This window comes from Escherichia sp. TC-EC600-tetX4, assembly GCF_019356055.1.
In the GTDB taxonomy this organism is placed as follows: domain Bacteria; phylum Pseudomonadota; class Gammaproteobacteria; order Enterobacterales; family Enterobacteriaceae.
In genome coordinates this window covers 2,318,214-2,343,248 of the sequence record NZ_CP079924.1, presented here as the reverse complement: position 1 = coordinate 2,343,248, position 25,035 = coordinate 2,318,214, and the positions used below count along the sequence as shown (strand labels likewise).

Sequence of the window (25,035 nt, the reverse complement as noted above, 5' to 3'; positions counted from 1 at the left end):
GCAAGTGGCCGGAGAGCGAAGGGCTATCCGGCCAGGGTGAAATTATCGCCGCGAACGCACAATTTGATATCGACGAGTAAAGTACTCAAACGGCGCGCTCCACACATGCACCAGTCGGGTGAACGGGAAGAGCAGGAAGATGGTCATTCCCAACACCAGATGCAGGCGGAAGACGAACGCTACGCCGTTGAGCATCTCTGACGATCCACCACGGAAAGTGACAATGCTTTGCGCCCAACCCACCAGCTTCATCATTTCGCTACCATCAGGATACTGTGCTGAAAACGGTATGGTACTTAGCCCCAACAGACACTGGATCAGCAAAATGCTCATGATGATGATATCCGGCGTAGTGGAAGTGGCACGCACGCGCTGATTTGTCAGCCTGCGCCACAGCAGTCCTGCGCCGCCAATCAACGTCAACACACCGCAAATACCGCCGAGCACCATCGCCATGAGTTGTTTCGCTGCCACTGGCAAAAACCACGCGTACATCCAGTGCGGCGTTAACATGCCGAACAAGTGCCCGAAGAAAATCCCCAAAATGCCGATATGGAACAGATTCGACCATATCACCATCCCGCGTTTATCGAGCATTTGACTTGAGGAGGCGCGCCAGGTGTACTGCCCGTAGTCGTAGCGCAGCCAGCTGCCGAGGAAAAACACCGTCGCACAAATGTACGGGTAGATATCGTAAAAAAAGACGTTCAGATACTGAATCATTTCCCACCTCCCGCACTGATGTCGACATATTGCGGCGCGACATCCTGGCTAAAGCGTCGCTGATATTGATTAAGCGGCGAGCTGTCACACGCCGTGGCGTTATCTTCAATAAACTTCACCTGTTCCTCTTCCCACACTGCATCAAGCGCCTGGCGGGTGTCATCGCGCTCTTCGCTGTTTACTTGTTTTGTGACACTGTCACTTGAAAGGGAGCTTCCCGCCAGTTGCAGCAGAGCATCAAACAACGCGTACCACGGTGCCTCGCGTTGTTTTAAGCGACCGCCAAGCAGGGCGAGGATCGGCGCAACATTGAGCAATCCTTCTTTCGCCTGATCGTCAGGCAGTACGCTTAAATACTCCAGATACAGCGGTAGATAATCGGGCAGTTCCCGACAATCCAGCTGCAGGCCGACCTTTTCATACTCCGCCAGCAGGTCCACCATTGCCTGGCCGCGATCGCGGGACTCGGCATGAACATGTTCGAACAGCAGCAGCGACGTGGTGCGCCCGCGGTCAAACACTTCGCACCATTCGGCCTGTTTATCCAGCAGCGGCGCGTTAAGCAGGTTGTGGGTGAAATCCGTAAGCATCGGCGCGTCGCGGCGGATCAACGCCAGCGCGTCCTCCTTGCATTCCCACAACAGCTCGTCCGGATACTCCATCAACAGGCCGATCACTTTGAGGATCTGCATTATTCGCCCTCCGCTTTGTCGCGCACTTCGGTGATGTTGATGGCATCGATACGGCTACTGTTGAACAGGTTGAATTTACTGTCCGAACCGTGGCAACCGTCGCCAAAGGTAAAACCGCAGCCGTTGCGTTCTGCGAAGGCATCGCCCGCCATTTCCCGATGGCTGGTCGGGATAACAAAACGATCTTCATAGTTGGCAATGGCGAGATAGCGATACATCTCTTCGACCTGGGCGACGCTCAGGCCTACTTCGTCGATGGCACGAGTATCAGTAACGCCTTCCACGGTTTGTGAACGCATATAGTGGCGCATCGCCATCATCCGTTTCAGCGCCCGCAGTACCGGACCGGTATCGCCGGCACTCAACATATTGGCGAGATATTGCACCGGAATACGCAGGCTTTCGATGGCGGGCAGCACGCCTTCGCTTTTCGGCAAACCGCCCGCATCTGCGTAGGACTGAATCGGTGACAGCGGAGGAACGTACCAGACCATCGGCAGGGTGCGGTATTCAGGGTGCAACGGTAGTGCCAGTTTCCAGTCCATCGCCATTTTGTAGACTGGCGAACGCTGGGCAGCGTCAATCACATTTTGTGGAATACCTTGTTTCAGGGCTTCCTCGATCACTGAGGGATCGTGTGGATCGAGGAACACTTCGCACTGGCGTTCATAGAGGTCAACTTCGCGCTCGGTGCTCGCCGCTTCCTCGATGCGGTCGGCGTCGTAAAGCAGCACGCCCAGATACCGGATGCGACCCACGCAGGTTTCTGAGCACACGGTCGGTTGACCGGACTCAATTCGTGGGTAACAGAAGATGCATTTTTCTGACTTGCCGCTTTTCCAGTTGAAGTAGATTTTTTTGTACGGACAACCGCTTATGCACAAACGCCAGCCACGGCATTTATCCTGATCAATCAGCACAATGCCGTCTTCTTCGCGTTTGTAGATAGCGCCGCTTGGGCAGGTCGCCACGCAGCTGGGATTGAGGCAGTGTTCGCACAGGCGCGGCAGGTACATCATGAAGGTGTTTTCAAACTGCCCGTACATCTCCTTTTGCATGGCCTCGAAGTTGCGGTCGCGGGCACGTTTTTCGAACTCACCGCCCAGCAGTTCTTCCCAGTTTGGCCCCCAGATCACTTTGTCCATCCGTTTGCCGTCAATCAGTGAACGCGGGCGAGCAGTAGGAATATGTTTGCCTTCCGGTGCGCTATGCAAATGTTCGTAGTCGAAGGTGAAAGGTTCGTAGTAATCATCAATCTGCGGCACCACCGGGTTGGCGAAGATTTTGGTTATTACGCCCATCTTGTTGCCCAGACGCGGGCGTATCTTGCCATTCACATCACGCACCCAGCCGCCTTGCCACTCTTCCTGATCTTCCCAGTTTTTCGGATAACCAATGCCCGGTTTGGTTTCGACGTTGTTAAACCATGCGTACTCCATGCCTTCGCGCCCGGTCCAGACGTTTTTACAGGTCACCGAACAGGTATGGCAGCCGATACATTTGTCGAGGTTAAGCACCATGCCGACTTGTGAACGGATTTTCATTTTTTCGCCTCCTGTACCTGATCGCGACCTTCATCATCCAGCCAGTTAACGTTCTTCATCTTGCGGATCATGATGAACTCATCGCGGTTCGATCCGACGGTGCCGTAGTAGTTAAAGCCCCAGGCCAGCTGCGCGTAACCGCCAATCATATGCGTTGGTTTCGGGCAAACGCGGGTAACCGAGTTATGAATGCCGCCGCGCATGCCAGTTACTTCCGAACCAGGAATATTCATAATGCGTTCCTGGGCGTGATACATCATGGTCATGCCCGGCGGTACACGTTGGCTGACCACCGCGCGGGCAGTCAGCGCGCCGTTGGCGTTGAATACTTCCACCCAGTCGTTATCGACAATGGTCAGTTCTCGGGCATCTGTTTCGCTGATCCAGACAATCGGTCCACCGCGAGAGAGCGTCAGCATTAGCAGGTTTTCACTGTAGGTTGAGTGAATGCCCCATTTCTGGTGCGGCGTCAGGAAGTTAAGTGCTTTTTCCGGGAAGCCGTTTGGCGGTATCTGGCGCATCTCACTGACGCTACGGGTGTCGATAGGCGGGCGATAAGCCACCAGGCTTTCACCAAAAGCACGCATCCACGGATGATCCTGATAGAGCTGCTGGCGTCCCGACAGCGTGCGCCACGGAATTAACTCATGAACGTTGGTGTATCCCGCGTTATAGGAGACGTGATCGCTTTCCAGACCGGACCAGGTGGGGCTGGAGATAATTTTACGCGGCTGCGCCTGAATATCGCGAAAGCGAATCTTCTCGTCCTCTTTGTGCAGCGCCAGATGGGTATGTTCGCGCCCGGTGATCTCGCCCAGCGCCTGCCACGCTTTGACTGCAACATGACCGTTGGTTTCCGGTGCCAGTGCCAGAATCACTTCTGAAGCGTCAATGGCGGTGTCAATCAGCGGACGCCCCTGTGCCGGGCCATCACGCTTGGTGTAATTGAGTTTGCCGAGGAAATCGATTTCATCCTGGGTATTCCACGAAATCCCTTTACCGCCATTGCCAAGTTTGTCCATCAATGGCCCGAGCGAGGTAAAGCGTTCATACGTAGCAGGGTAGTCGCGCTCCACCGCCACAATATTCGGCGCGGTTTTGCCTGGAATCAGATCGCATTCGCCTTTGCGCCAGTCGAGCACTTCACACGGCTGTGAGAGCTCTGCCGGAGAGTCATGCAGTAGGGGTTGTAATACCACGTCGGTTTCTTTGCCAAGATGACCCACGCACACTTGCGAAAATGCTTTGGCGATACCTTTGTAGATTTCCCAGTCGCTGCGTGATTCCCACGCCGGATCGACCGCCGCAGAAAGCGGATGAATAAACGGATGCATATCCGAGGTGTTCATATCGTCTTTTTCGTACCAGGTGGCGGTGGGCAGAACGATATCGGAGAACAGGCAGGTACTGGACATGCGGAAGTCGAGCGTCACCAGCAGGTCGAGCTTGCCTTCAATCGCTGCAGTTTGCCACTCGACTTCTTCCGGTTTGATCCCGTCGCTGGCACCGAGTTCCTCGCCCTGAATCCCGCTTTCGGTCCCCAGCAGATACTTCTGCATATACTCGTGGCCTTTGCCGGAGGAGCCAAGCAGGTTAGAGCGCCAGACAAACAAATTACGCGGATGATTGCTGCTGCTATCTGGTTGTTCGCAGGCCATACGTAAATCGCCCGATTTCAGCGCCTGGGCGGTAAATTCTGTGGGGGATAATCCGGCCTTGTCGGCTTCAGCTTTAATCCCGAGCGGGTTACGCCCCAGCTGCGGCGCAGAAGGTAGCCAGCCCATACGTTCGGCGCGAACGTTGAAATCAATCAGATGACCGCTGTACTTACTGGCATCGGCGAGCGGTGAAAGTAACTCCTGAGCAGAGACTTTTTCATAGCGCCATTGGCTGGAATGATTGTAGAAAAACGAGGTGCTGTTCATTTGGCGCGGTGGTCGGTTCCAGTCGAGCGCAAAGGCCAGTGGCAACCAGCCGGTTTGTGGGCGCAGTTTTTCCTGGCCGACATAGTGTGCCCAGCCGCCACCGCTTTGCCCGACACAACCGCAGAAGATCAGCATATTGATCATCCCGCGGTAGTTCATGTCCATGTGATACCAGTGGTTAACACCTGCGCCGAGGATAATCATCGAGCGCCCATGCGTTTTATGGGCGGTATCGGCAAATTCACGGGCGATGGTTTCAATATACTGGCGCGGCACGCCGGTAATTTGCTCACCCCAGGCTGGGGTGTACGGTTTGATTTCAGCGTAATCTTTCGCACTGTTTTCATCTTCCAGCCCGCGATCGAGGCCGTAATTCGCCAGTACCAAATCATAAACGCTGACCACCGGACAGGTGTTGCCATCGACTAACGTCAGGTTTTTAACGGGCAATTGGCGCACCAGCACCGGATTGTGTTTTACGCTGCGAAAATGCGGATTTTCAATGCCGCCAAAGTAGGGGAAGGCCACGCCTGCAACAGCGTCATGTTGACCGAGCAGGGTTAACGACAATTCGGTTTCCGTACCGGCGGCAATGGATTCCAGATTCCATTTGCCTTTTTCTCCCCAGCGGAAACCAATCGAACCGTTCGGCACTACCAATTCACCTGCGGTATTAACTGCTACGGTTTTCCACTGCGGATTGTTGCTTTCGCCCAGTCCATCCACCAGGTCAGATGCGCGGATCATGCGCCCGGGAACGTAGCTACCATCGTCGCGAGGCTCCAGCATTACCAGCATCGGCATGTCGCTGTAGCGGCGGCAGTAGTTGATAAAGTAGTCGCTGGGATTATCGAGATGAAACTCTTTTAAAATCACATGGCCCATTGCCATCGCCAGGGCGCTATCAGTGCCTTGTTTCGGTGCCAGCCACTGGTCGCACAATTTGGCCACTTCAGAGTAGTCAGGGGTAATGGCGATGGTTTTAGTGCCTTTGTAGCGTACTTCGGTAAAGAAGTGGGCGTCCGGCGTACGTGTCTGCGGTACGTTAGACCCCCAGGCGATGATGTAGCTGGAGTTATACCAGTCGGCAGATTCCGGTACGTCGGTTTGCTCGCCCCAGGTCATCGGCGAGGCGGGCGGCAGGTCGCAATACCAGTCGTAGAAACTTAAACAGGTGCCGCCAAGCAGCGACAGATAACGCGTTCCGGCGGCGTAAGAAACCATCGACATCGCCGGGATCGGCGAGAAACCGGCAACGCGATCCGGGCCGTAGGTTTTGATGGTCCAGACGTTAGCGGCGGCAATCAGCTGGTTTAGTTCCTGCCAGTTGGAGCGGATAAACCCGCCGCGCCCACGCACTTGTTTGTAGCTCAGGCACTTTTGCGGATCGTTCATAATCGATGCCCACGCCAGTACCGGATCGCTGTGTTGCTTGAGGGCTTCGCGCCACAGTTCAATCAGTCGTTTACGAATGAGCGGGTATTTCAGGCGGTTAGCGCTGTAAAGATACCAGGAGTAACTTGCGCCACGCGGGCAGCCGCGAGGTTCATGATTGGGCAGGTCAGGGCGAGTGCGCGGGTAGTCGGTCTGTTGGATTTCCCAGGTCACCAGACCATTTTTAACGTAGATTTTCCAGCTACAGGAGCCTGTACAGTTAACACCGTGGGTGGAACGCACGATTTTGTCGAACTGCCAACGCTGGCGATAGCTGTCCTCCCAGTCGCGGTTGCTATGCATCACCTGTCCGTGACCATCGGCAAAGGTTTCGCCCTTTTGTTTGAAGTAGCGAAAGCGATCCAAAAGTTTACTCATGACATGACTCCTGCTCCAGGAATGAATTGGGATCTGATGCCTTGTCGGATGCGACACGGTTGTACATCAGGCATCGATCTCTTATTTTTGGCTGAACTTCCGCCGACCATAAACCAGCCAGGTCAGCAGCACACAAACGATGTAGAAGATTAAAAACACTTTCATCGCGCCGACCGGAGAGCCGGTCATATTGAGCGACATGCCAAACGCCTGCGGAATAAAAAAGCCGCCCACTGCGCCAATGGCTGAGATAAAGCCCAGAGCCGCCGCCGTTTCGGTGACGGCTTCTTTATGAGCTTGCTCATCACTACCGCCTTTCATCTTTACCCGATAAATGGTTATCTGGCGAAAGATGACGGCGATCATCTGGAAAGTAGAACCACTTCCCAGACCCGCAGTCAGAAACAGCCCCATAAATACGGCGTAAAAGGCGATGAAATTACCGGAGCCTGTGCCCGGTAAGGTAAGGAACAGCAGGGCACTGAAAATCGCCATAAAAATAAAGTTGATCAACGTCACCCGCACGCCGCCGAACTTATCGGAAATAGCACCACCAACCGACCGCGCGATGGCACCGATAAATGGGCCAAAGAACGCCAGGCGCAGAATATTCACATCCGGGAACTGGGTTTTTGCCAGCATGGCAAAACCCGCAGAAAAACCGATAAACGAACCGAAGGTGGCAAGGTAAAGCAGGCTCAGCAGCCAGAGATGCAGGCGTTGTAAGACAGGGAGCTGGTCGGCAATTGAGGCGCGTGAACTGGCGATATCATTCATCCCTGACCATGCGGCGATCGTGGCAATCGCCAGTAGCGGTACCCAAATCCATGCGGCATTCGCCAGCGACATCACCGAACCGTCGGCCTGCGGTACGCCATTGACGCCGAGAAAGGCAAATACAGGTACAAAAATGACCAGCGGTGCAACCAGCTGCATTACACTTACACCTAAGTTTCCTAATCCGCCATTAATCCCAAGAGCGCTCCCTTGTTTGGCTTTTGGAAAGAAGAAACTGATATTGCCCATGCTCGAAGCAAAGTTTGCACCTGCAAAACCGCATAGCAAAGCGATAACGATAAATATCCCAAAAGGAGTATTCGGATTTTGCACGGCAATTCCGAGCCAGACGCAAGGAATAATCAGGATTGCAGTACTAAAAACCGTCCATCGGCGTCCACCGAATATAGGCACCATAAAGGAGTAGGGAACACGCAATAATGCGCCAGAAACGGAGGGTAATGCGGTTAATAAAAAGAGTTGATCGGTAGTAAAATTAAAACCGATTTTATTGAGATTAACGGTAACTGCGCTAAATAGCATCCAGACACAGAAGGCAAGAAGTAGACAACTGACTGATATCCAGAGATTTCTTCGAGCAATATGTTTTCCTTTATTTTCCCAGAAGGCCGGATTTTCTGGTTTCCAGTCGCGCAAAAGATAACGACTATTTTTCTCATTTTGCAGTGCCATATTGTTCCTCACATGCACACATTGGTAATGAAAAAAAGACAAAACACGAGGTAAGGCGCAATAGCCAGTTATTAGAATTAAGGATGAATTGGGTGAAGTGCTGATTGAAAGAATAGATAAGAAAGCGTAACCGCGGGGGCAGAATGGGGATTAAGTAGCCAGATATGTGTTACTAAATGTAACTAACAAGCTAACCTTCAAACGGGGTTAATCTTTGAACGTATGTCATGTTTCAACCCTTCAGATCGTGAATCTAAAGGGTTACATATTAACTATATTATCAACAAGACCAGACACTTATAGAATTAGTGATGATTTATTCACTAAAAAGGCCATGAACTGGAGGAAAACGATCTGTCCAGAAGGTCTATCGGTTCCTCTCTTATTGCCTGATTGTAATAATCGTTATTACAGTAAGTATTGTTTATTTCATCTAAGGTCATGTTTTTAACTTTTATATTCATCTGGTTTACAACTTCCTCTGTCTTGTAAGTGTGTATATTATATGGGGTATATGCTTTTTTAATAGGATAGTGAAACAATTCGTTATCCACATCTATTCCGTCAGAGTGAACTTCAAATGCACCAGGCGAAAGAATTGCCAGGCCAGTATTAAGCTTAAGTGCTGGGGAAAACAAATTAAATAACATGAGCTGCATAGTAGGGCAATTGTTCTTCCCAGAAACATTTAAAAAATTTAAGTTTTGCTCTGTTTTATTATGGGGAATAAAGTTCCAATATCGGATGTATTATTAGTATCAATGTGGGTTATTTTATTATTGTCCAGTCTTAAACTTTTGATAGATGGAAGATAAGTCAGGAAATCAAGATTTATATATTTCAACTGGTTGTTAGCAGCGTTTAATGTCTGAACATTGCAGAAGTTGCTATAGAATATTTTAATTTCAGAAAGCAAATTGTTGTTAATAAGTAACGTATTCAAGTTGGGAAATAAGTCATTGTGTAAACTTGTTAGTTTATTATGGGATAGATCCAGCAGTAAGAGTTCATTTTTATTACCTGCAACAATATCAGTTAATTGATTATGGCTGAGATTCAGGTATTGCAGCCATTCGCAAGATTCTAATTGCACAAACTCTAGTTGATTATGTGCCGCACTAAAATAAGTAACTGATGAAAGCCTATCTATATCAATATTTCTGAGAGCATTATTATTCATAGATATATGTGTAATACTTACATTTCTGCCTTGAGGAAAATTTATTGACTCAAGAGCATTACTATTCAGACTTAGCTTTACGAGTCTATCGTAGTTGGTTGCATCAAAATGTGTGAATTGGTTATTATCAAGATTGATAGATGTGAAGTTTTGCAGCCCTGGTGGTTGAGTGGTTAAATTAAGTCCTGATAAATCAATGGTCACTTCATTAGTGTCATCAATTATATTTCTTACTGCAGTCCAGTACTGCATTTGTGCAAGTGGATCATTGTTGATGCCGTTAACTAATACATGCCAAAGATGTTTTGATGATATTAGTTGATCAATGTCATTGGTTGGCAGTAAATTGTTATTGCTTAAGTTTAAATATTCCAGTTTTGTAGTGTTTTTGGCGTTTAAATGTGCAATATGGTTGTCGTTTAAAGTGATTGTTTTCATCCTGGGATGATTGTGTAATATAAGGTCAGTGATCATATTGTGATGGGCACTTAACTCAATCAGAGATTCTTGCCGCGCGAGCCGTTGGCTTCATCGTTATAGCCTTTAAAATCATATTCCCAGTGACCAAAACCAATCATTTGATCATTGATTTGCGTTTCTCCTTTAAAGCCGAGACGGGCATAAGTTTTATCACCATCGTCACGCTTATCATCAGTAAAATAACGTAGAGCGGTAACCTTGCCATAAAGGTCGAGTTTATTACCATCCTTGTTATAGACTTCGGCAGCGTGTGCTACGTTCGCAGCTAACAAACCAGTTACAACCACCGCAACTATTTTTAATTTCATTTAACAGAATCCTTTTAATTATCGTTAAACGTATTTTCTAAACGAATTTTAAACGGCGTCATTTATAAATGACATACTGTTTTTAAAATAGAATGGTGATTAAAAACAATGAGAAAAATAGATGAAATAATATTATTTATCGATATGTGATCGAAGTCGAAATGAGATATAAGGTGAATTACTGGTATTTGAAATTTATTTTTTTAATATTGTCGGAATTTATCTGATTAACTACCGGGCCGTAGACCCGGCAGTTATTTTAACCACGACGTGTCGCCAGCCAGCAGAGCAGGGAACCGCCGCAGACCATCAGCGCGCCTTGCCAGAACGAGAACGACAGCGGGGCGCTGAGCAGCACGGCTGCAAGCGCTGAGGAAAGTACAGGCGTAAAATACGAACCTACCGCCATAATGGTGACATTGCCATGCAATATACCGACATTCCATGCAGCATAAGCAAATCCTAAGGTAAATGCCGCAGAGATGAGTTTAATCATGACGGGCGTGCTAAATATCATTTCTGGTTGTGGCGTAAGAAAATAGTAAACCCACAGACTTGCTCCCGTTAGCAGGACAAAAACGGTAATTCCATTAAATCCGCGTGCGTATTTATTCGTTACTGTGCAATAGGCTGCCCAGATAAACGCACCAATGAACGCCAGGAAATAACTCAATGGGCTGGTGGTGATATTATTGATGATTTCATCATAATGTAACCCATTGTCACCGCCTAACACCCAACAGACGCCGACGAGGGCTAATAATAATCCAGGTACAATCAACCAGTTGGTTTTCTGACCATTAAACAGAATGGCAAAGAGAATTGTCAGGCTGGGCCACAGATAGTTCACCATACCCACTTCAATCGCCTGATGATGGGTCGCCGCATACCCTAAGGAAAGCGCCAGACAGATTTCATAGCTGACGAATAACAGACTCCCGGCGAGTAAATAGCCTTTCGGGATTTGCCGAATACGCGGAAATCCAACCGTGAAGATTAACAGCAGCCCGCTTAATGAATAGATAGCAGCTGCGCCGCCGACCGGGCCGAGCCCCTCACTGACACCGCGAATCAATCCTACCATCGTGCTCCACAGGACGATCGCTATCAGCCCTATGAGCGTTGCTTTTTGTCGTGTCATGCTCGCTGTTTTGTCTCTCTTGCCGTTAAAAATTAAGCTGAATTTTATAGCATTTTTTTAACTGGCCTGTCAGGCAGTGGTGCGTTTTTCTACCGCTATTGAGGTAGGTCAATTTGCGAAGGCGGATTATTTTGTGGCAAACAGATGTTCTTTTTGATTTCGCGCAAAAAGATTCAGAATTTTACTGTTAGTTTCCTCGCGCAGTAATACCCCTGAAAAAAGAGGAAAGCAATGGACGTCAGTCGCAGACAATTTTTTAAAATCTGCGCGGGCGGTATGGCTGGAACAACAGTAGCGGCATTGGGCTTTGCCCCGAAGCAAGCACTGGCTCAGGCGCGAAACTACAAATTATTACGCGCTAAAGAGATCCGTAACACCTGCACATACTGTTCCGTAGGTTGCGGGCTATTGATGTATAGCCTGGGTGATGGCGCAAAAAACGCCAGAGAAGCGATTTATCACATTGAAGGTGACCCGGATCATCCGGTAAGCCGTGGTGCGCTGTGCCCGAAAGGGGCCGGTTTGCTGGATTACGTCAACAGTGAAAACCGTCTGCGCTACCCGGAATATCGTGCGCCAGGTTCTGACAAATGGCAGCGCATTAGCTGGGAAGAAGCATTCTCCCGTATTGCGAAGCTGATGAAAGCTGACCGTGACGCTAACTTTATTGAAAAGAACGAGCAGGGCGTAACGGTAAACCGTTGGCTTTCTACCGGTATGCTGTGTGCCTCCGGTGCCAGCAACGAAACCGGGATGCTGACCCAGAAATTTGCCCGCTCCCTCGGGATGCTGGCGGTAGACAACCAGGCGCGCGTCTGACACGGACCAACGGTAGCAAGTCTTGCTCCAACATTTGGTCGCGGTGCGATGACCAACCACTGGGTGGATATCAAAAACGCTAACGTCGTGATGGTGATGGGCGGTAACGCTGCTGAAGCGCATCCCGTCGGTTTCCGCTGGGCGATGGAAGCGAAAAACAACAACGACGCAACCTTGATCGTTGTCGATCCCCGTTTTACGCGTACCGCTTCTGTGGCGGATATTTACGCGCCTATTCGTTCCGGTACGGACATTACGTTCCTGTCTGGCGTTTTGCGCTACCTGATCGAAAACAACAAAATCAACGCCGAATACGTTAAGCATTACACCAACGCCAGCCTGCTGGTGCGTGATGATTTTGCTTTCGAAGACGGTCTGTTCAGCGGCTACGACGCTGAAAAACGTCAATACGATAAATCGTCCTGGAACTATCAGCTCGATGAAAACGGCTATGCGAAACGCGATGAAACACTGACTCATCCGCGCTGTGTGTGGAACCTGCTGAAAGAGCACGTTTCCCGCTACACGCCGGACGTCGTTGAAAACATCTGCGGTACGCCAAAAGCCGACTTCCTGAAAGTGTGTGAAGTGCTGGCCTCCACCAGCGCACCGGATCGCACAACCACCTTCCTGTACGCGCTGGGCTGGACGCAGCACACTGTGGGTGCGCAGAACATCCGTACTATGGCGATGATCCAGTTGCTGCTCGGTAACATGGGTATGGCCGGTGGCGGCGTGAACGCATTGCGTGGTCACTCCAACATTCAGGGCTTGACTGACTTAGGCCTGCTCTCTACCAGCCTGCCAGGTTATCTGACGCTGCCGTCAGAAAAACAGGTTGATTTGCAGTCGTATCTGGAAGCGAACACGCCGAAAGCGACGCTGGCTGATCAGGTGAACTACTGGAGCAACTATCCGAAGTTCTTCGTTAGCCTGATGAAATCTTTCTATGGCGATGCCGCGCAGAAAGAGAACAACTGGGGCTATGACTGGCTGCCGAAGTGGGACCAGACCTACGACGTCATCAAGTATTTCAACATGATGGATGAAGGCAAAGTCACCGGTTATTTCTGCCAGGGCTTTAACCCGGTTGCGTCCTTCCCGGACAAAAACAAAGTGGTGAGCTGCCTGAGCAAGCTGAAGTACATGGTGGTTATCGATCCGCTGGTGACTGAAACCTCTACCTTCTGGCAGAACCACGGTGAGTCGAACGATGTCGATCCGGCGTCTATTCAGACTGAAGTATTCCGTCTGCCTTCGACCTGCTTTGCTGAAGAAGATGGTTCTATCGCTAACTCCGGTCGCTGGTTGCAGTGGCACTGGAAAGGTCAGGACGCGCCGGGCGAAGCGCGTAACGACGGTGAAATTCTGGCGGGTATCTACCATCATCTGCGCGAGCTGTACCAGTCCGAAGGTGGTAAAGGCGTAGAACCGCTGATGAAGATGAGCTGGAACTACAAGCAGCCGCACGAACCGCAATCTGACGAAGTGGCTAAAGAGAACAACGGCTACGCGCTGGAAGATCTCTATGACGCTAATGGCGTGCTTATTGCGAAGAAAGGTCAGTTGCTGAGTAGCTTTGCGCATCTGCGTGATGACGGTACAACCGCATCTTCTTGCTGGATCTACACCGGTAGCTGGACAGAGCAGGGCAACCAGATGGCTAACCGCGATAACTCCGACCCGTCCGGTCTGGGGAATACGCTGGGATGGGCCTGGGCGTGGCCGCTCAACCGTCGCGTGCTGTACAACCGTGCTTCGGCGGATATCAACGGTAAACCGTGGGATCCGAAACGGATGCTGATCCAGTGGAACGGCAGCAAGTGGACGGGTAACGATATTCCTGACTTCGGCAATGCCGCACCGGGTACGCCAACCGGGCCGTTTATCATGCAGCCGGAAGGGATGGGACGCCTGTTTGCCATCAACAAAATGGCGGAAGGTCCGTTCCCGGAACACTACGAGCCGATTGAAACGCCGCTGGGCACTAACCCGCTGCATCCGAACGTGGTGTCTAACCCGGTTGTTCGTCTGTATGAACAAGACGCGCTGCGGATGGGTAAAAAAGAGCAGTTCCCGTATGTGGGTACGACCTATCGTCTGACCGAGCACTTCCACACCTGGACCAAGCACGCATTGCTCAACGCAATTGCTCAGCCGGAACAGTTTGTGGAAATCAGCGAAACGCTGGCGGCGGCGAAAGGCATTAATAATGGCGATCGTGTCACTGTCTCCAGCAAGCGTGGCTTTATCCGCGCGGTGGCTGTGGTAACGCGTCGTCTGAAACCGCTGAATGTAAATGGTCAGCAGGTTGAAACGGTGGGTATTCCAATCCACTGGGGCTTTGAGGGTGTCGCGCGTAAAGGTTATATCGCTAACACTCTGACGCCGAATGTCGGTGATGCAAACTCGCAAACGCCGGAATATAAAGCGTTCTTAGTCAACATCGAGAAGGCGTAAGGGGGCGAACAGATGGCTATGGAAACGCAGGACATTATCAAAAGGTCCGCAACTAACTCCATCACGCCGCCTTCTCAGGTGCGTGATTACAAAGCAGAAGTCGCAAAACTTATCGACGTTTCCACCTGTATCGGCTGTAAAGCCTGTCAGGTGGCGTGTTCGGAGTGGAACGACATCCGTGATGAAGTGGGGCACTGCGTCGGGGTTTACGATAACCCCGCCGATCTGAGCGCCAAGTCCTGGACGGTGATGCGCTTTAGCGAAACCGAACAGAACGGCAAGCTGGAGTGGCTGATCCGTAAAGACGGCTGTATGCACTGTGAAGATCCCGGCTGCCTGAAGGCGTGCCCGTCTGCTGGTGCAATCATTCAGTACGCTAACGGGATTGTCGATTTCCAGTCGGAAAACTGCATCGGCTGTGGTTACTGCATTGCCGGGTGTCCGTTTAATATTCCGCGCCTCAACAAAGAGGATAACCGGGTATATAAATGCACGCTCTGCGTCGATCGCGTCAGCGTCGGCCAGGAACCGGCTTGTGTGAAAACCTGTCCGACCGGGGCTATCCACTTCGGCACCAAGAAGGAGATGCTGGAGCTGGCGGAACAGCGCGTGGCGAAACTGAAAGCGCGTGGTTACGAACATGCTGGCGTCTACAACCCGGAAGGGGTCGGTGGTACGCACGTTATGTACGTGCTGCATCACGCCGATCAGCCGGAGCTGTATCACGGTCTGCCGAAAGATCCGAAGATCGACACCTCGGTAAGCCTGTGGAAAGGCGCGTTGAAACCGCTGGCAGCGGCTGGCTTTATTGCCACTTTTGCCGGGTTGATTTTCCACTACATCGGTATTGGCCCGAATAAGGAAGTGGACGATGACGAGGAGGATCATCATGAGTAAGTCGAAAATGATTGTGCGCACCAAATTTATTGATCGCGCCTGTCACTGGACCGTGGTGATTTGCTTCTTCCTGGTGGCGCTGTCCGGGATTTCGTTCTTCTTCCCGACGCTGCAATGGCTGACGCAAACCTTCGGTACGCCGCAGATGGGACGCATTTTGCACCCGTTCTTCGGCATTGCGATTTTCGTCGCACTGATGTTTATGTTTGTGCGTTTTGTGCATCACAACATCCCGGATAAGAAAGATATTCCGTGGCTGTTGAACATTGTCGAAGTATTGAAAGGCAATGAGCATAAAGTGGCGGATGTCGGTAAGTACAACGCCGGGCAAAAGATGATGTTCTGGTCGATCATGAGCATGATTTTCGTGCTGCTGGTGACCGGGGTGATTATCTGGCGTCCGTACTTTGCGCAGTACTTCCCGATGCAGGTTGTTCGCTACAGCCTGCTGATCCACGCGGCTGCGGGTATCATCCTGATCCACGCCATCCTGATCCATATGTATATGGCATTTTGGGTGAAAGGATCGATTAAAGGGATGATCGAAGGGAAGGTAAGTCGTCGCTGGGCGAAGAAACACCATCCGCGCTGGTATCGTGAAATCGAGAAGGCAGAAGCGAAAAAAGAGAGTGAAGAAGGGATATAATCTCTTTTGAACTTTAAGCTGAAAATGGCGCTGTAAAAGGCGCCATTTTCATATTGTAGACAACGTAGGCTTTGTTCATGCCGGATGCGGCGTGAACGCCTTATCCGGCATGAAAACCCTTCAAATCCAATAGATTGCAGTGAACGTGTAGGCCTGATAAGCGTAGCGCATCAGGCAATGTTGCGTTTGTCATCAGTTTCAAATGGCGCTGTAAAAGGCGTCATTTTCATATTGTAGACAACGTAGGCTTTGTTCATGCCGGATGCGGCGTGAACGCCTTATCCGGCATGAAAACCCTTCAAATCCAATAGATTGCAGTGAACGTGTAGGCCTGATAAGCGTAGCGCATCAGGCAATGTTGCGTTTGTCATCAGTTCTAAATGGCGCTTTATAAAGTGCCATTTTTTTATTGCGTAACCAGACGGCGTAATCGCGACACATCCACTGTTTTTTCTGCCTCTGCCAGACTCCAGGCGTTTTGCAGATTCAGCCACATTTGCGGCGAACTGCCGATCACCACGGAAAGTTTAATCGCCATTTCTGGCGTCAAAGCTGCTTTTCCTGTCAGCAATCGGCTTGCCGTTGAGGGAGCAATTTCCATTGCTCTGGCAAACTCGCGCAGGCTGACATTAAGTTCGTCCAGTGATTCCTGAATAATGTCCCCCGGGCGGGGATGATTGGCCATTTTCATTAGTGTCTTTACTCTCAGTAGCGTTCCTTCACTGGGAACACTATCATTATTGTTCCTTCCTACGCAACAATAATCCATTTAGCCATTTCATGTTGGAGAGTGTGCGATGCTGCGACCCGAACATGGCAGTCGCAGCAAAGGCCTCTTAGTGACGGAAATCAATCACCATGCGGCCACGGATTTTGCCTTCTTCCATCTCAGTAAAGATGGTGTTGATGTCCGCTAACGGACGCAGGGCGACTTTCGGCACCACTTTACCTTCGGCGGCAAACTGGAAGGCTTCAGTTAAATCCTGGCGCGTGCCGACCAGCGAACCGACCACTTCAATACCATCCAGCACAAGACGTGGGATATCCAGGCTCATAGACTCCGGCGGTAGACCGACAGCCACAACACGACCGCCTGCACGGACAGCATCAACTGCCGAGTTAAACGCAGCTTTAGCTACCGCTGTTACCACCGCAGCGTGAGCGCCACCAGTTTTCTCCTGCACAATTTTGGCGGCGTCTTCGGTGTGTGAGTTAATCGCTAAATCTGCGCCCATTTCGGTTGCCAGTTTTAACTGCTCATCATTGACATCAATGGCGATCACTTTGGCGTTAAAGACATTCTTCGCGTATTGCAGGGCGAGGTTACCCAGACCGCCAAGACCGTAGATAGCAATCCACTGCCCTGGACGAATTTTTGACAGCTTAACGGCTTTGTAGGTGGTGACTCCCGCACAGGTAATGCTGCTGGCCGCCGCCGAGTCCAGACCATCTGGCACTTTTACCGCGTAATCGGCGACCACGATGCACTCTTCCGCCATCCCGCCATCAACGCTGTATCCGGCATTTTTAACTGAACGGCAGAGCGTTTCGTTACCACTGTTACAGTATTCGCAATGACCGCATCCTTCGTAGAACCACGCCACGCTGGCACGATCGCCTGGTTTTAATGAGGTGACACCTGGACCCACTTCTGCCACCACACCGATGCCTTCATGGCCCAGAATTACGCCGGTTTTGTCACCAAAATCGCCATTCTTAACATGAAGATCGGTATGACATACACCACAACACTCCATTTTCAGCAGGGCTTCGCCATGTTTCAGTGAGCGCAGTGTTTTATACGTAACGTCAACATGATGATCCTTCGTAACAACTGCAGCCTTCATAGTTCCTCCTTTTCGGATGATGTTCTGCATAGCAGGTGAGGCAAATGAGATTTATTCGCCACTACCCAGTATGGATGAGATCTGAAAAAGGGAGAGGGAAATAGCCCGGTAGCCTTCACTACCGGGCGCAGGCTTAGATGGAGGTACGGCGGTAGTCGCGGTATTCGGCTTGCCAGAAATTATCGTCAATGGCCTGTTGCAGGGCTTCGGCAGAGGTTTTCACCGCCACGCCTTGCTGCTGCGCCATTTTGCCAACCGCAAACGCAATTGCGCGGGAGACTTTCTGAATATCTTTCAGTTCCGGCAGTACCATACCTTCGCCGTTCAGCACCAATGGTGAATACTGCGCCAGCGTTTCACTTGCCGACATCAGCATCTCATCGGTGATACGTGACGCGCCGGAAGCAATAACACCCAGGCCGATGCCCGGGAAAATAAAGGCGTTGTTACACTGGGCGATAGGGTAGATTTTATCTTTCCATACCACTGGATTAAACGGGCTGCCCGTGGCGACCAGCGCGTTACCTTCGGTCCAGGCGATAATGTCCTGCGGTGTGGCTTCCACGCGTGACGTCGGGTTAGACAGCGGCATCACGATCGGACGCGGACAGTGTTTATGCATCTCACGGATGATCTCTTCCGTAAACAGCCCGGTCTGTCCTGAGACGCCAATCAGAATATCTGGTTTTACATTGCGCACCACATCCAGCAGTGACAGCACATCGCTGTCGGTATCCCAGTCACTGAGGTTTTCGCGCTTCTGCACCAGTTTGGTCTGGAAAGGCAGCAGGTTCGGCATCTTGTCAGTCAGCAAGCCAAAGCGATCGACCATAAAGACTTTCTGCCGCGCCGCTTCCTCGCTTAATCCTTCGCGCTGGGTCTGGGAGATGATCATTTCGGCAATGCCGCATCCCGCTGAACCTGCGCCAAGGAAGACGATTTTTTTCTCGCTTAACTGACCACCTGCCGCGCGGCTTGCTGCGATCAGTGTGCCGACTGTTACCGCCGCAGTGCCCTGAATGTCATCGTTAAAAGAACAAATTTCATTGCGATAGCGGTTAAGTAACGGCATCGCATTTTTTTGAGCAAAGTCTTCAAACTGCAACAGCACGTCTGGCCAGCGTTGTTTCACAGCCTGGATAAATTCATCAACGAATTCATAGTATTCGTCGTCAGTGATACGCGGATTACGCCAGCCCATATACAGCGGATCGTTAAGCAGCTGTTGGTTGTTCGTTCCGACATCCAGCACCACCGGAAGGGTATACGCCGGGCTGATGCCGCCACAGGCGGTATAGAGCGACAGTTTACCGATCGGAATGCCCATCCCGCCGATGCCCTGGTCACCAAGCCCCAGAATGCGTTCACCGTCAGTCACCACAATCACTTTAATATTATGGTTCGGCACGTTTTGCAGAATATCGTCCATATTGTGCCGGTTCTGGTAAGAGATAAACACGCCGCGTGAACGGCGGTAGATCTCAGAAAAACGCTCACAGGCTGCGCCGACGGTTGGGGTATAAATAACAGGCATCATCTCATCAAGATGATTGTTTACCAGACGGTAGAAGAGGGTTTCGTTAGTGTCCTGGATGTTACGCAGGTAGATGTGTTTGTCGATTTCGGTTTTGAATCCCTGATACTGGATCCATGCTCGTTCCGCTTGTTCTTCGATGGTTTCGACCACTTCCGGCAGTAACCCCAGCAGGTTGAAGTTACGGCGTTCTTCCATGCTGAAGGCACTGCCTTTATTCAACAACGGAAATTCCAGCAGTACAGGGCCAGCGTAAGGGATATAAAGCGAACGCTGTTTTTTTGTTTTTGGTTCCATGTCACTCACTCTTTTTTGAATATCCATCCCTGGGGGGCTTTTATCGTCTTTGCTTTACCGCCAGGGCGTCGGCCTCAAGTATAAAGCAGATAAAAACAAAAACACCATTGCGCAGGCAATGGTGTTTAATCGTCATTGAGGACTGATGGTTATGAATTACTTTTCAGCGGGGCGTTTTCTGCCGGTTGGGTTATTTACTACGCTGGATTTGTCACCTTCGGTAACTATTTTGCGCTGGTTAGAAATTTTATGGTCCAGTCCAAGAATATGACGTGCCTGACGGTTCGATTTCATTTTAACTCCTCAATCCTGTAGCTAGTTTTAAGGACAACATCGCCGTAGCGAAGAAACACGTGCTAAACCCCTAAATTAGGTTGCCGATCAAGCATAGCACCTTAAAGCGTAGGGTGCTGGCCACTGACCACATAATTGATCGTTTGCTGGTAGATATCACTGAGGATGTCGTTATCAGAAGCTTCAACCCATTTGGTCAGCTCCATGAGAATGTCATCTTCAGTGACAACACCATGCTGTGCCCGAAGGCCTTGCTCAATGGCATTAACCAGAGCGGGTTCTGCTGTTGAATTTTCTGCCTGATAATAAGTAAACATAGTGATTCTCCGTGTCTGTGTATTTATGGTGTCTGCTACGGATCGCAGATTTATAAAGCACATTCAGCATGGCAAATATTTGCCGCTTCGTTGTTAAGATTAGTCCTGGTTGATGATTTTTATATTTTAACACCATGATATTCATAGGGATTGTGATTGGTATGATCCGATTAATATTGATACAATATCTTTTGGGTTATATATTCCCGGTAATCTATTGTGGGAATTTAATTTAAGTGCAGAAGTAATATTTTCGCCGGATTTTATTCGGAATATCCTGCTTATCCTCGTGCTGTTTCTCACGTAGTCTATAATTTCCTTTTTAAGCCCACAGGAGAGCAACAATGACAATCCATAAGAAAGGTCAGGCACACTGGGAAGGCGATATCAAACGCGGGAAGGGAACAGTATCCACCGAGAGTGGCGTGCTGAACCAACAGCCGTATGGATTTAACACGCGTTTTGAAGGCGAAAAAGGAACCAACCCTGAAGAACTGATTGGCGCAGCGCATGCCGCATGTTTCTCAATGGCGCTTTCATTAATGCTGGGGGAAGCGGGATTCACGCCAACATCGATTGATACCACCGCCGATGTGTCGCTGGATAAAGTGGATGCCGGTTTTGCGATTACGAAAATCGCACTGAAGAGTGAAGTTGCGGTGCCGGGTATTGATGCCTCTACCTTTGACGGCATAATCCAGAAAGCAAAAGCAGGATGCCCGGTCTCTCAGGTACTGAAAGCGGAAATTACGCTGGATTACCAGTTGAAATCGTAAAGCATTGCCGGATGACGCGTCAGGCGCGTGAATGCCTGATGCGTTGTTAGCATCTCTACAGCGCCCGCCAGCACCGGAGCTCACGTCCGTCCTCCCTTATTGCTAATGATTGCCGGACTTCACATCCGTGGGTTGCCAGCGGGCAACGTTCGTAGAAAAAACAGCCTTGCGGCAACGTGCGGTTTCCCGGCAGATCCGTTTTACGTAATGCCCATTCTTCCTCCAGCGGTTTATCAATGGCGGGGAGGGAATCCAGCAATAATCGGGTGTATGGATGTGCAGGTGCCGTCAGCACCTGCTGCGCGTCGCCCAGTTCTACAATCTGCCCGAGATACATCACCGCCACCCGATCGCTCATATGACGTATCACCGAGACATTGTGTGAAATCAGCACATAGGTCAGCCCGTGATTTTCCTGTAGCGTTACCAGTAAATTGAGGATCTGCGCCTGAACGGAGATATCCAGCGCAGAGGTTGGCTCATCAAGCACAATCACGTCAGGCTGCGAAGAGAGTGCTCTGGCAATGGCGATACGTTGCCGCTGCCCGCCGGAGAACGCATGAGGCAGGCGGTCGAGATACTCCGGACGAATACCCACCTGCACAGCCAACTCCTCTGCCAACGCTCGCCGCTGTTGTTCACTACTACGCTTAGCTATCCAGAGCGGTTCTGTGATGATGCGCCACACCGGTAAGCGCGGATTAAGCGAAGAGAGCGGGTCCTGAAACACCATCTGCATAATGCGTTGTGAGCCAGAACGGATGTACTGCCCGTGGCTCGGTTGCAGCATACCCATTAAAAGCTGTGCGAGGGTGCTTTTGCCGCAGCCTGACTCGCCGACGATCCCTAAGGTTTCACCACGGCGGATCTGTAAATCAATACCATTAATGGCATGAACATGTTCCGTAGTTTTACCAAGCCAGTTTTTACGGGCCGGGAAATTGATATGGACGTCGCGTAACGTTAATAACGTGTCAGACACTTATAACCTCCTGCTGCGGATACCAACAGGCACAGCGCTGGTTGTTGTCACCACACGCTGTCAGCGCCGGGACGTTTTCACACTGTGCACCTGCCGCATAGCAACGATCGCGAAAAGCGCAGCCGTCAGGCAAATGGGTGAGGTTTGGTACCGTCCCTGGAATGGCGGGTAATAGCTGGCGTGGTACTCCATGTTCTGGTGCGCATTGCAGCAAACCAATGGTATACGGATGCCGGGGATGATGGATAACGTCTGCCGTCACGCCGCTTTCAATTACGCTTCCGGCATACATCACGTAAACGCTATCGCACAGTTGCGACACCACGGCCATATCATGGCTGATGAACAGAACCGCAGTTCCACTGGCGCGGGCTTTATGTTTAAGCAAACGCAGTACCTGCAACTGCACCGTGACGTCCAGCGCCGTAGTCGGTTCGTCGGCAATAATCAATTGCGGCTCGCAGGAGAATGCCAGCGCAATCATTACCCGCTGGCGCATACCACCTGAAAGCTCAAACGGATAGCGCGACATAACTTCCACGGCATCCGGGATTTGCATCTCTTCCAGCAGGTCAATCGCTTTAGCTCTGGCTTCCCGACGACTTATTGGTTGATGATGGCGGATCACGTCCATCATCTGAAGACCTATTCGACGTGTCGGATTGAGGGCGGTCATCGGTTCCTGAAAGATCATCGCCACTCGTGCGCCGCGCCACTGACGAAGCTGTTTTTCCCGCGCGTTAAGAACATCTTCTCCCAGCAGGGAAATCTGCCCCCGATGTACGCAATAACTGCCCGTCGGTAGCAGACGCATAATCAGCATTGCGGTGACTGATTTACCTGAGCCGGATTCTCCCACCAGACCGACAATTTCACCGCGGTTAATCTGCAAGGACACATTGTTGAGCGCGTGAACATCACCGTTAAAACCGGGGAAACTCAAATGCAGTTGTTGAATGTCCAGAACGGGTTGGGTCATGACTGCTTTCCTCCTGCTTTCGGGTCAAGCAGATCGCGAATACCATCACCAAAGAGATTAAACCCGACGGCGGTAAGCAAAATCGCTGCCCCCGGAAATGCGCAATACCACCACTGATCGAGTACATAGTTGCGACCATTTGCTACCATCGCGCCCCATTCAGCACTCGGTTGTTGAGCACCCAGGCCAATAAATCCCAACGTGGCGGCCATTAAAATCGCGCTACCGATATCCAGCGATGCCTGCACGATCAGCGGCGGTAGGGAGTTACGTAAAATATGCCAGTTGATCAGATGCCAACGAGACGCGCCAAAGGTTTTCGCCGCCTGAACATAGGTATACTGGCGTACAACTAATGCTTGCCCCCGCGCCAGGCGCACATAAAAGGGAATTCGCACAATAGCAATAGCCAGCATGGCGTTAAACAAACTCGGCCCGAGAGCGGCAGCCAGTGCCATTGTCAGTACCAACGAAGGAATCGACAGCATAATGTCCATGATGCGCATGATGATGGCGTCTGCGCGTCCACCAAGCACACCGGATAGACATCCGAGTAGCGAACCAATCATACCCGCAATGGCAACCACGACTAATCCGGCGAGAATTGATTGCTGACTGCCGACCAGTACGCGGCTAAACAGATCGCGTCCCACTTCATCGGTGCCAAACCAGTGCGCCGCAGAAGGCGGCAAAAGGCGGGCGGTTAAATCAATGGCGTTGGGATCATGCGTCGCCAGCCACGGTGAAAAAATCATCATCAATAGCATTAATACAATGATGACTGCGCTGGTCACGGTGAGCGGACTGCCTTTCAGCATCCATACCAGTTTTGCACCGTTAAATCGCGTTTGTTTTTGTGGGCGTACGGCGGACGTTTCCTCGCTTAGCATCATTCACCACCTCCACGTCCGATACGCGGATCAATCCACAAATAGAGCAAATCCACCACCAGGTTGACCAGCACATAAGCAAATGAAACCACGACGGCAAAGCCCATCACTGCCGGGAAGTCGAGCGCCTGTATTGATGTTACTACCCATGCACCCATTCCGGGCCAGGCAAAAACGGTTTCGGTGAGCACTGCGCCATACAACAAATCGCCCAGCGCCAAACCCAATACGGTAATCGATGGGATCAACGCATTGGGTAGCGCATAACATAAAACGATATACCAGCCGGGCAAGCCGCTGGCCCGGGCGGTACGAATGTAGTCTTCACTCAATTGTTCCAGCATCGCTGAGCGGATCTGGCGAGCGACAATTCCCAGGTGAACGAACGCCAGCGTTAATGCCGGTAAGATGAGATGTTGCAACGCATTGAAGAAGACTTCACCGTTGCCTTCAAGCAGCGCATCGAGCAGATAAAAGCCGGTAACGTGCGTTGGTGGATCCAGCCAGTCATCAAGCCTTCCGCCGCCGGGAAGAATTTGCAGATGACCATAAAACAGCACAATGACGCCCAGCCCAAGCCAGAACGCAGGTGTGGAGATTCCGGTAATGGCCATTATTCGCACCAGATGATCCAGCCAGCGATTTCGCCAGACTGCAGAGAGTATGCCCAGCGGGATGCCAATCAGGAGTGCCAGCAGCAGGGCACCAAAAGCCAGCTCCAGCGTCGCCGGGAAAAATATACGCAACTCTTCCAGCACCGGACGCCCGGTACGAATGGATGTTCCCAGGTCACCATGAAACAGGTCGCTGACGTAGCGGTAAAACTGTACATACAGTGGCTGGTCCAGTCCCAGTTGCTGGCGAATATTTTCCACGATAGCATCGCTGGCGCGGTCACCCGCCAGTAACCGCGCCGGATCACCAGGGATCAGATGCGAGATAATAAACGTAATCACGCAGACGCCCGCCACCACGAGCACCAGCCCCCAGCAGCGTTGGCGTAAAATACTCCAGAAGGTCAC

General features: G+C 50.9%; 19 protein-coding genes and 2 pseudogenes. 4 read left to right on the top strand and 17 right to left on the bottom strand.

What is annotated here, in order from left to right; genetic code table 11:
• Nucleotides 1–42: 42 nt before the first annotated feature.
• The 8 genes and pseudogenes from narI to yddG form a co-directional block, all read right to left on the bottom strand.
• On the bottom strand, nt 43–723 hold the full coding sequence (narI, locus tag KXD89_RS11315) for a respiratory nitrate reductase subunit gamma (protein ID WP_000617115.1): 681 nt from the start codon (nt 721–723) through the stop codon (nt 43–45).
• Nucleotides 720–1,415 (bottom strand): nitrate reductase molybdenum cofactor assembly chaperone, encoded by a 696-nt coding sequence (gene narW / locus KXD89_RS11310; RefSeq protein ID WP_001166353.1) that lies wholly within the window; start codon nt 1,413–1,415, stop codon nt 720–722. The genes narI and narW overlap by 4 nt, the downstream gene beginning before the upstream one ends.
• Complete coding sequence (gene narH, locus KXD89_RS11305) at nt 1,415–2,959, bottom strand: nitrate reductase subunit beta (protein ID WP_000702535.1); 1,545 nt, start codon at nt 2,957–2,959, stop codon at nt 1,415–1,417. Before narH ends, narW begins: the two co-directional genes overlap by 1 nt.
• Nucleotides 2,956–6,696: a nitrate reductase Z subunit alpha gene (gene narZ / locus KXD89_RS11300; protein ID WP_000040458.1), complete on the bottom strand. Its 3,741-nt coding sequence runs from the start codon at nt 6,694–6,696 to the stop codon at nt 2,956–2,958. Before narZ ends, narH begins: the two co-directional genes overlap by 4 nt.
• Before the next feature lie 81 nt (nt 6,697–6,777).
• The gene (gene narU / locus KXD89_RS11295; RefSeq protein ID WP_001207901.1) at nt 6,778–8,166 is read right to left on the bottom strand and encodes a nitrate/nitrite transporter NarU; all 1,389 of its coding nucleotides are present in this window, start codon (nt 8,164–8,166) and stop codon (nt 6,778–6,780) included.
• A 323-nt stretch (nt 8,167–8,489) separates the two neighbouring features.
• A pseudogene (locus KXD89_RS11290) lies at nt 8,490–9,820 on the bottom strand (leucine-rich repeat domain-containing protein).
• Nucleotides 9,821–9,858: 38 nt separating this feature from the next.
• A pseudogene (locus KXD89_RS11285) lies at nt 9,859–10,134 on the bottom strand (porin); the annotation flags it as partial.
• A gap of 259 nt (nt 10,135–10,393) precedes the next feature.
• Nucleotides 10,394–11,275: an aromatic amino acid efflux DMT transporter YddG gene (gene yddG / locus KXD89_RS11280; RefSeq protein WP_000198205.1), complete on the bottom strand. Its 882-nt coding sequence runs from the start codon at nt 11,273–11,275 to the stop codon at nt 10,394–10,396.
• A gap of 231 nt (nt 11,276–11,506) precedes the next feature.
• On the opposite strand from yddG, the gene fdnG reads away from it, so the two are divergent.
• Genes fdnG through fdnI form a run of 3 tightly spaced genes read left to right on the top strand, consistent with a single transcriptional unit; the run spans nt 11,507 to nt 16,097 of the window.
• Entirely contained in the window at nt 11,507–14,554 is a 3,048-nt protein-coding gene (fdnG, locus tag KXD89_RS11275; protein WP_010723100.1) for a formate dehydrogenase-N subunit alpha, read from the top strand.
• Nucleotides 14,555–14,566: 12 nt separating this feature from the next.
• A complete protein-coding gene (fdnH, locus tag KXD89_RS11270) occupies nt 14,567–15,451 on the top strand; it encodes a formate dehydrogenase N subunit beta (RefSeq protein ID WP_001240582.1) in 885 nt (294 codons plus the stop codon).
• Nucleotides 15,444–16,097: a formate dehydrogenase-N subunit gamma gene (gene fdnI, locus KXD89_RS11265; RefSeq protein WP_000045648.1), complete on the top strand. Its 654-nt coding sequence runs from the start codon at nt 15,444–15,446 to the stop codon at nt 16,095–16,097. Before fdnH ends, fdnI begins: the two co-directional genes overlap by 8 nt.
• Nucleotides 16,098–16,503: 406 nt before the next feature.
• Here the strand turns inward: fdnI and KXD89_RS11260 are convergent, their stop codons facing one another.
• The 5 genes from KXD89_RS11260 to bdm form a co-directional block, all read right to left on the bottom strand.
• Nucleotides 16,504–16,788, bottom strand: coding sequence for a HigA family addiction module antitoxin (locus KXD89_RS11260; RefSeq protein WP_000781370.1), 285 nt, complete (start codon nt 16,786–16,788; stop codon nt 16,504–16,506).
• A 145-nt stretch (nt 16,789–16,933) separates the two neighbouring features.
• A complete protein-coding gene (gene adhP / locus KXD89_RS11255; protein ID WP_000642433.1) occupies nt 16,934–17,944 on the bottom strand; it encodes an alcohol dehydrogenase AdhP in 1,011 nt (336 codons plus the stop codon).
• Between the two features lie 133 nt (nt 17,945–18,077).
• Complete coding sequence (gene maeA / locus KXD89_RS11250) at nt 18,078–19,775, bottom strand: malate dehydrogenase (protein ID WP_000433476.1); 1,698 nt, start codon at nt 19,773–19,775, stop codon at nt 18,078–18,080.
• A 156-nt stretch (nt 19,776–19,931) separates the two neighbouring features.
• Entirely contained in the window at nt 19,932–20,069 is a 138-nt protein-coding gene (sra, locus tag KXD89_RS11245) for a stationary-phase-induced ribosome-associated protein (RefSeq protein ID WP_000841554.1), read from the bottom strand.
• Between the two features lie 101 nt (nt 20,070–20,170).
• Nucleotides 20,171–20,386, bottom strand: a complete 216-nt coding sequence (gene bdm / locus KXD89_RS11240) for a biofilm-dependent modulation protein (RefSeq protein WP_000495771.1) — start codon at nt 20,384–20,386, stop codon at nt 20,171–20,173.
• Between the two features lie 344 nt (nt 20,387–20,730).
• Between bdm and osmC the strand changes: the two genes are divergently transcribed.
• Complete coding sequence (gene osmC, locus KXD89_RS11235; RefSeq protein WP_000152305.1) at nt 20,731–21,162, top strand: peroxiredoxin OsmC; 432 nt, start codon at nt 20,731–20,733, stop codon at nt 21,160–21,162.
• 55 nt (nt 21,163–21,217) lie between these two features.
• On the opposite strand, the gene KXD89_RS11230 is transcribed toward osmC, so the two are convergent.
• Genes KXD89_RS11230 through KXD89_RS11215 form a run of 4 tightly spaced genes read right to left on the bottom strand, consistent with a single transcriptional unit; the run spans nt 21,218 to nt 25,035 of the window.
• Nucleotides 21,218–22,144, bottom strand: coding sequence for an ABC transporter ATP-binding protein (locus KXD89_RS11230; RefSeq protein ID WP_001285536.1), 927 nt, complete (start codon nt 22,142–22,144; stop codon nt 21,218–21,220).
• Nucleotides 22,137–23,123 (bottom strand): ABC transporter ATP-binding protein, encoded by a 987-nt coding sequence (locus tag KXD89_RS11225; RefSeq protein WP_000193547.1) that lies wholly within the window; start codon nt 23,121–23,123, stop codon nt 22,137–22,139. Before KXD89_RS11225 ends, KXD89_RS11230 begins: the two co-directional genes overlap by 8 nt.
• Nucleotides 23,120–24,016, bottom strand: coding sequence for a D,D-dipeptide ABC transporter permease (gene ddpC / locus KXD89_RS11220; RefSeq protein ID WP_000979626.1), 897 nt, complete (start codon nt 24,014–24,016; stop codon nt 23,120–23,122). Before ddpC ends, KXD89_RS11225 begins: the two co-directional genes overlap by 4 nt.
• Entirely contained in the window at nt 24,013–25,035 is a 1,023-nt protein-coding gene (locus tag KXD89_RS11215) for an ABC transporter permease (RefSeq protein ID WP_000145123.1), read from the bottom strand. The genes ddpC and KXD89_RS11215 overlap by 4 nt, the downstream gene beginning before the upstream one ends.

Coding starts and splice junctions, on each gene's coding strand:
- narI (WP_000617115.1), bottom strand. CDS start 723: ATGATTCAGTATCTGAACGTCTTTTTTTACGATATCTACCCGTACATT.
- narW (WP_001166353.1), bottom strand. CDS start 1,415: ATGCAGATCCTCAAAGTGATCGGCCTGTTGATGGAGTATCCGGACGAG.
- narH (WP_000702535.1), bottom strand. CDS start 2,959: ATGAAAATCCGTTCACAAGTCGGCATGGTGCTTAACCTCGACAAATGT.
- narZ (WP_000040458.1), bottom strand. CDS start 6,696: ATGAGTAAACTTTTGGATCGCTTTCGCTACTTCAAACAAAAGGGCGAA.
- narU (WP_001207901.1), bottom strand. CDS start 8,166: ATGGCACTGCAAAATGAGAAAAATAGTCGTTATCTTTTGCGCGACTGG.
- yddG (WP_000198205.1), bottom strand. CDS start 11,275: ATGACACGACAAAAAGCAACGCTCATAGGGCTGATAGCGATCGTCCTG.
- fdnH (WP_001240582.1), top strand. CDS start 14,567: ATGGCTATGGAAACGCAGGACATTATCAAAAGGTCCGCAACTAACTCC.
- fdnI (WP_000045648.1), top strand. CDS start 15,444: ATGAGTAAGTCGAAAATGATTGTGCGCACCAAATTTATTGATCGCGCC.
- KXD89_RS11260 (WP_000781370.1), bottom strand. CDS start 16,788: ATGAAAATGGCCAATCATCCCCGCCCGGGGGACATTATTCAGGAATCA.
- adhP (WP_000642433.1), bottom strand. CDS start 17,944: ATGAAGGCTGCAGTTGTTACGAAGGATCATCATGTTGACGTTACGTAT.
- maeA (WP_000433476.1), bottom strand. CDS start 19,775: ATGGAACCAAAAACAAAAAAACAGCGTTCGCTTTATATCCCTTACGCT.
- sra (WP_000841554.1), bottom strand. CDS start 20,069: ATGAAATCGAACCGTCAGGCACGTCATATTCTTGGACTGGACCATAAA.
- bdm (WP_000495771.1), bottom strand. CDS start 20,386: ATGTTTACTTATTATCAGGCAGAAAATTCAACAGCAGAACCCGCTCTG.
- osmC (WP_000152305.1), top strand. CDS start 20,731: ATGACAATCCATAAGAAAGGTCAGGCACACTGGGAAGGCGATATCAAA.
- KXD89_RS11225 (WP_000193547.1), bottom strand. CDS start 23,123: ATGACCCAACCCGTTCTGGACATTCAACAACTGCATTTGAGTTTCCCC.
- ddpC (WP_000979626.1), bottom strand. CDS start 24,016: ATGATGCTAAGCGAGGAAACGTCCGCCGTACGCCCACAAAAACAAACG.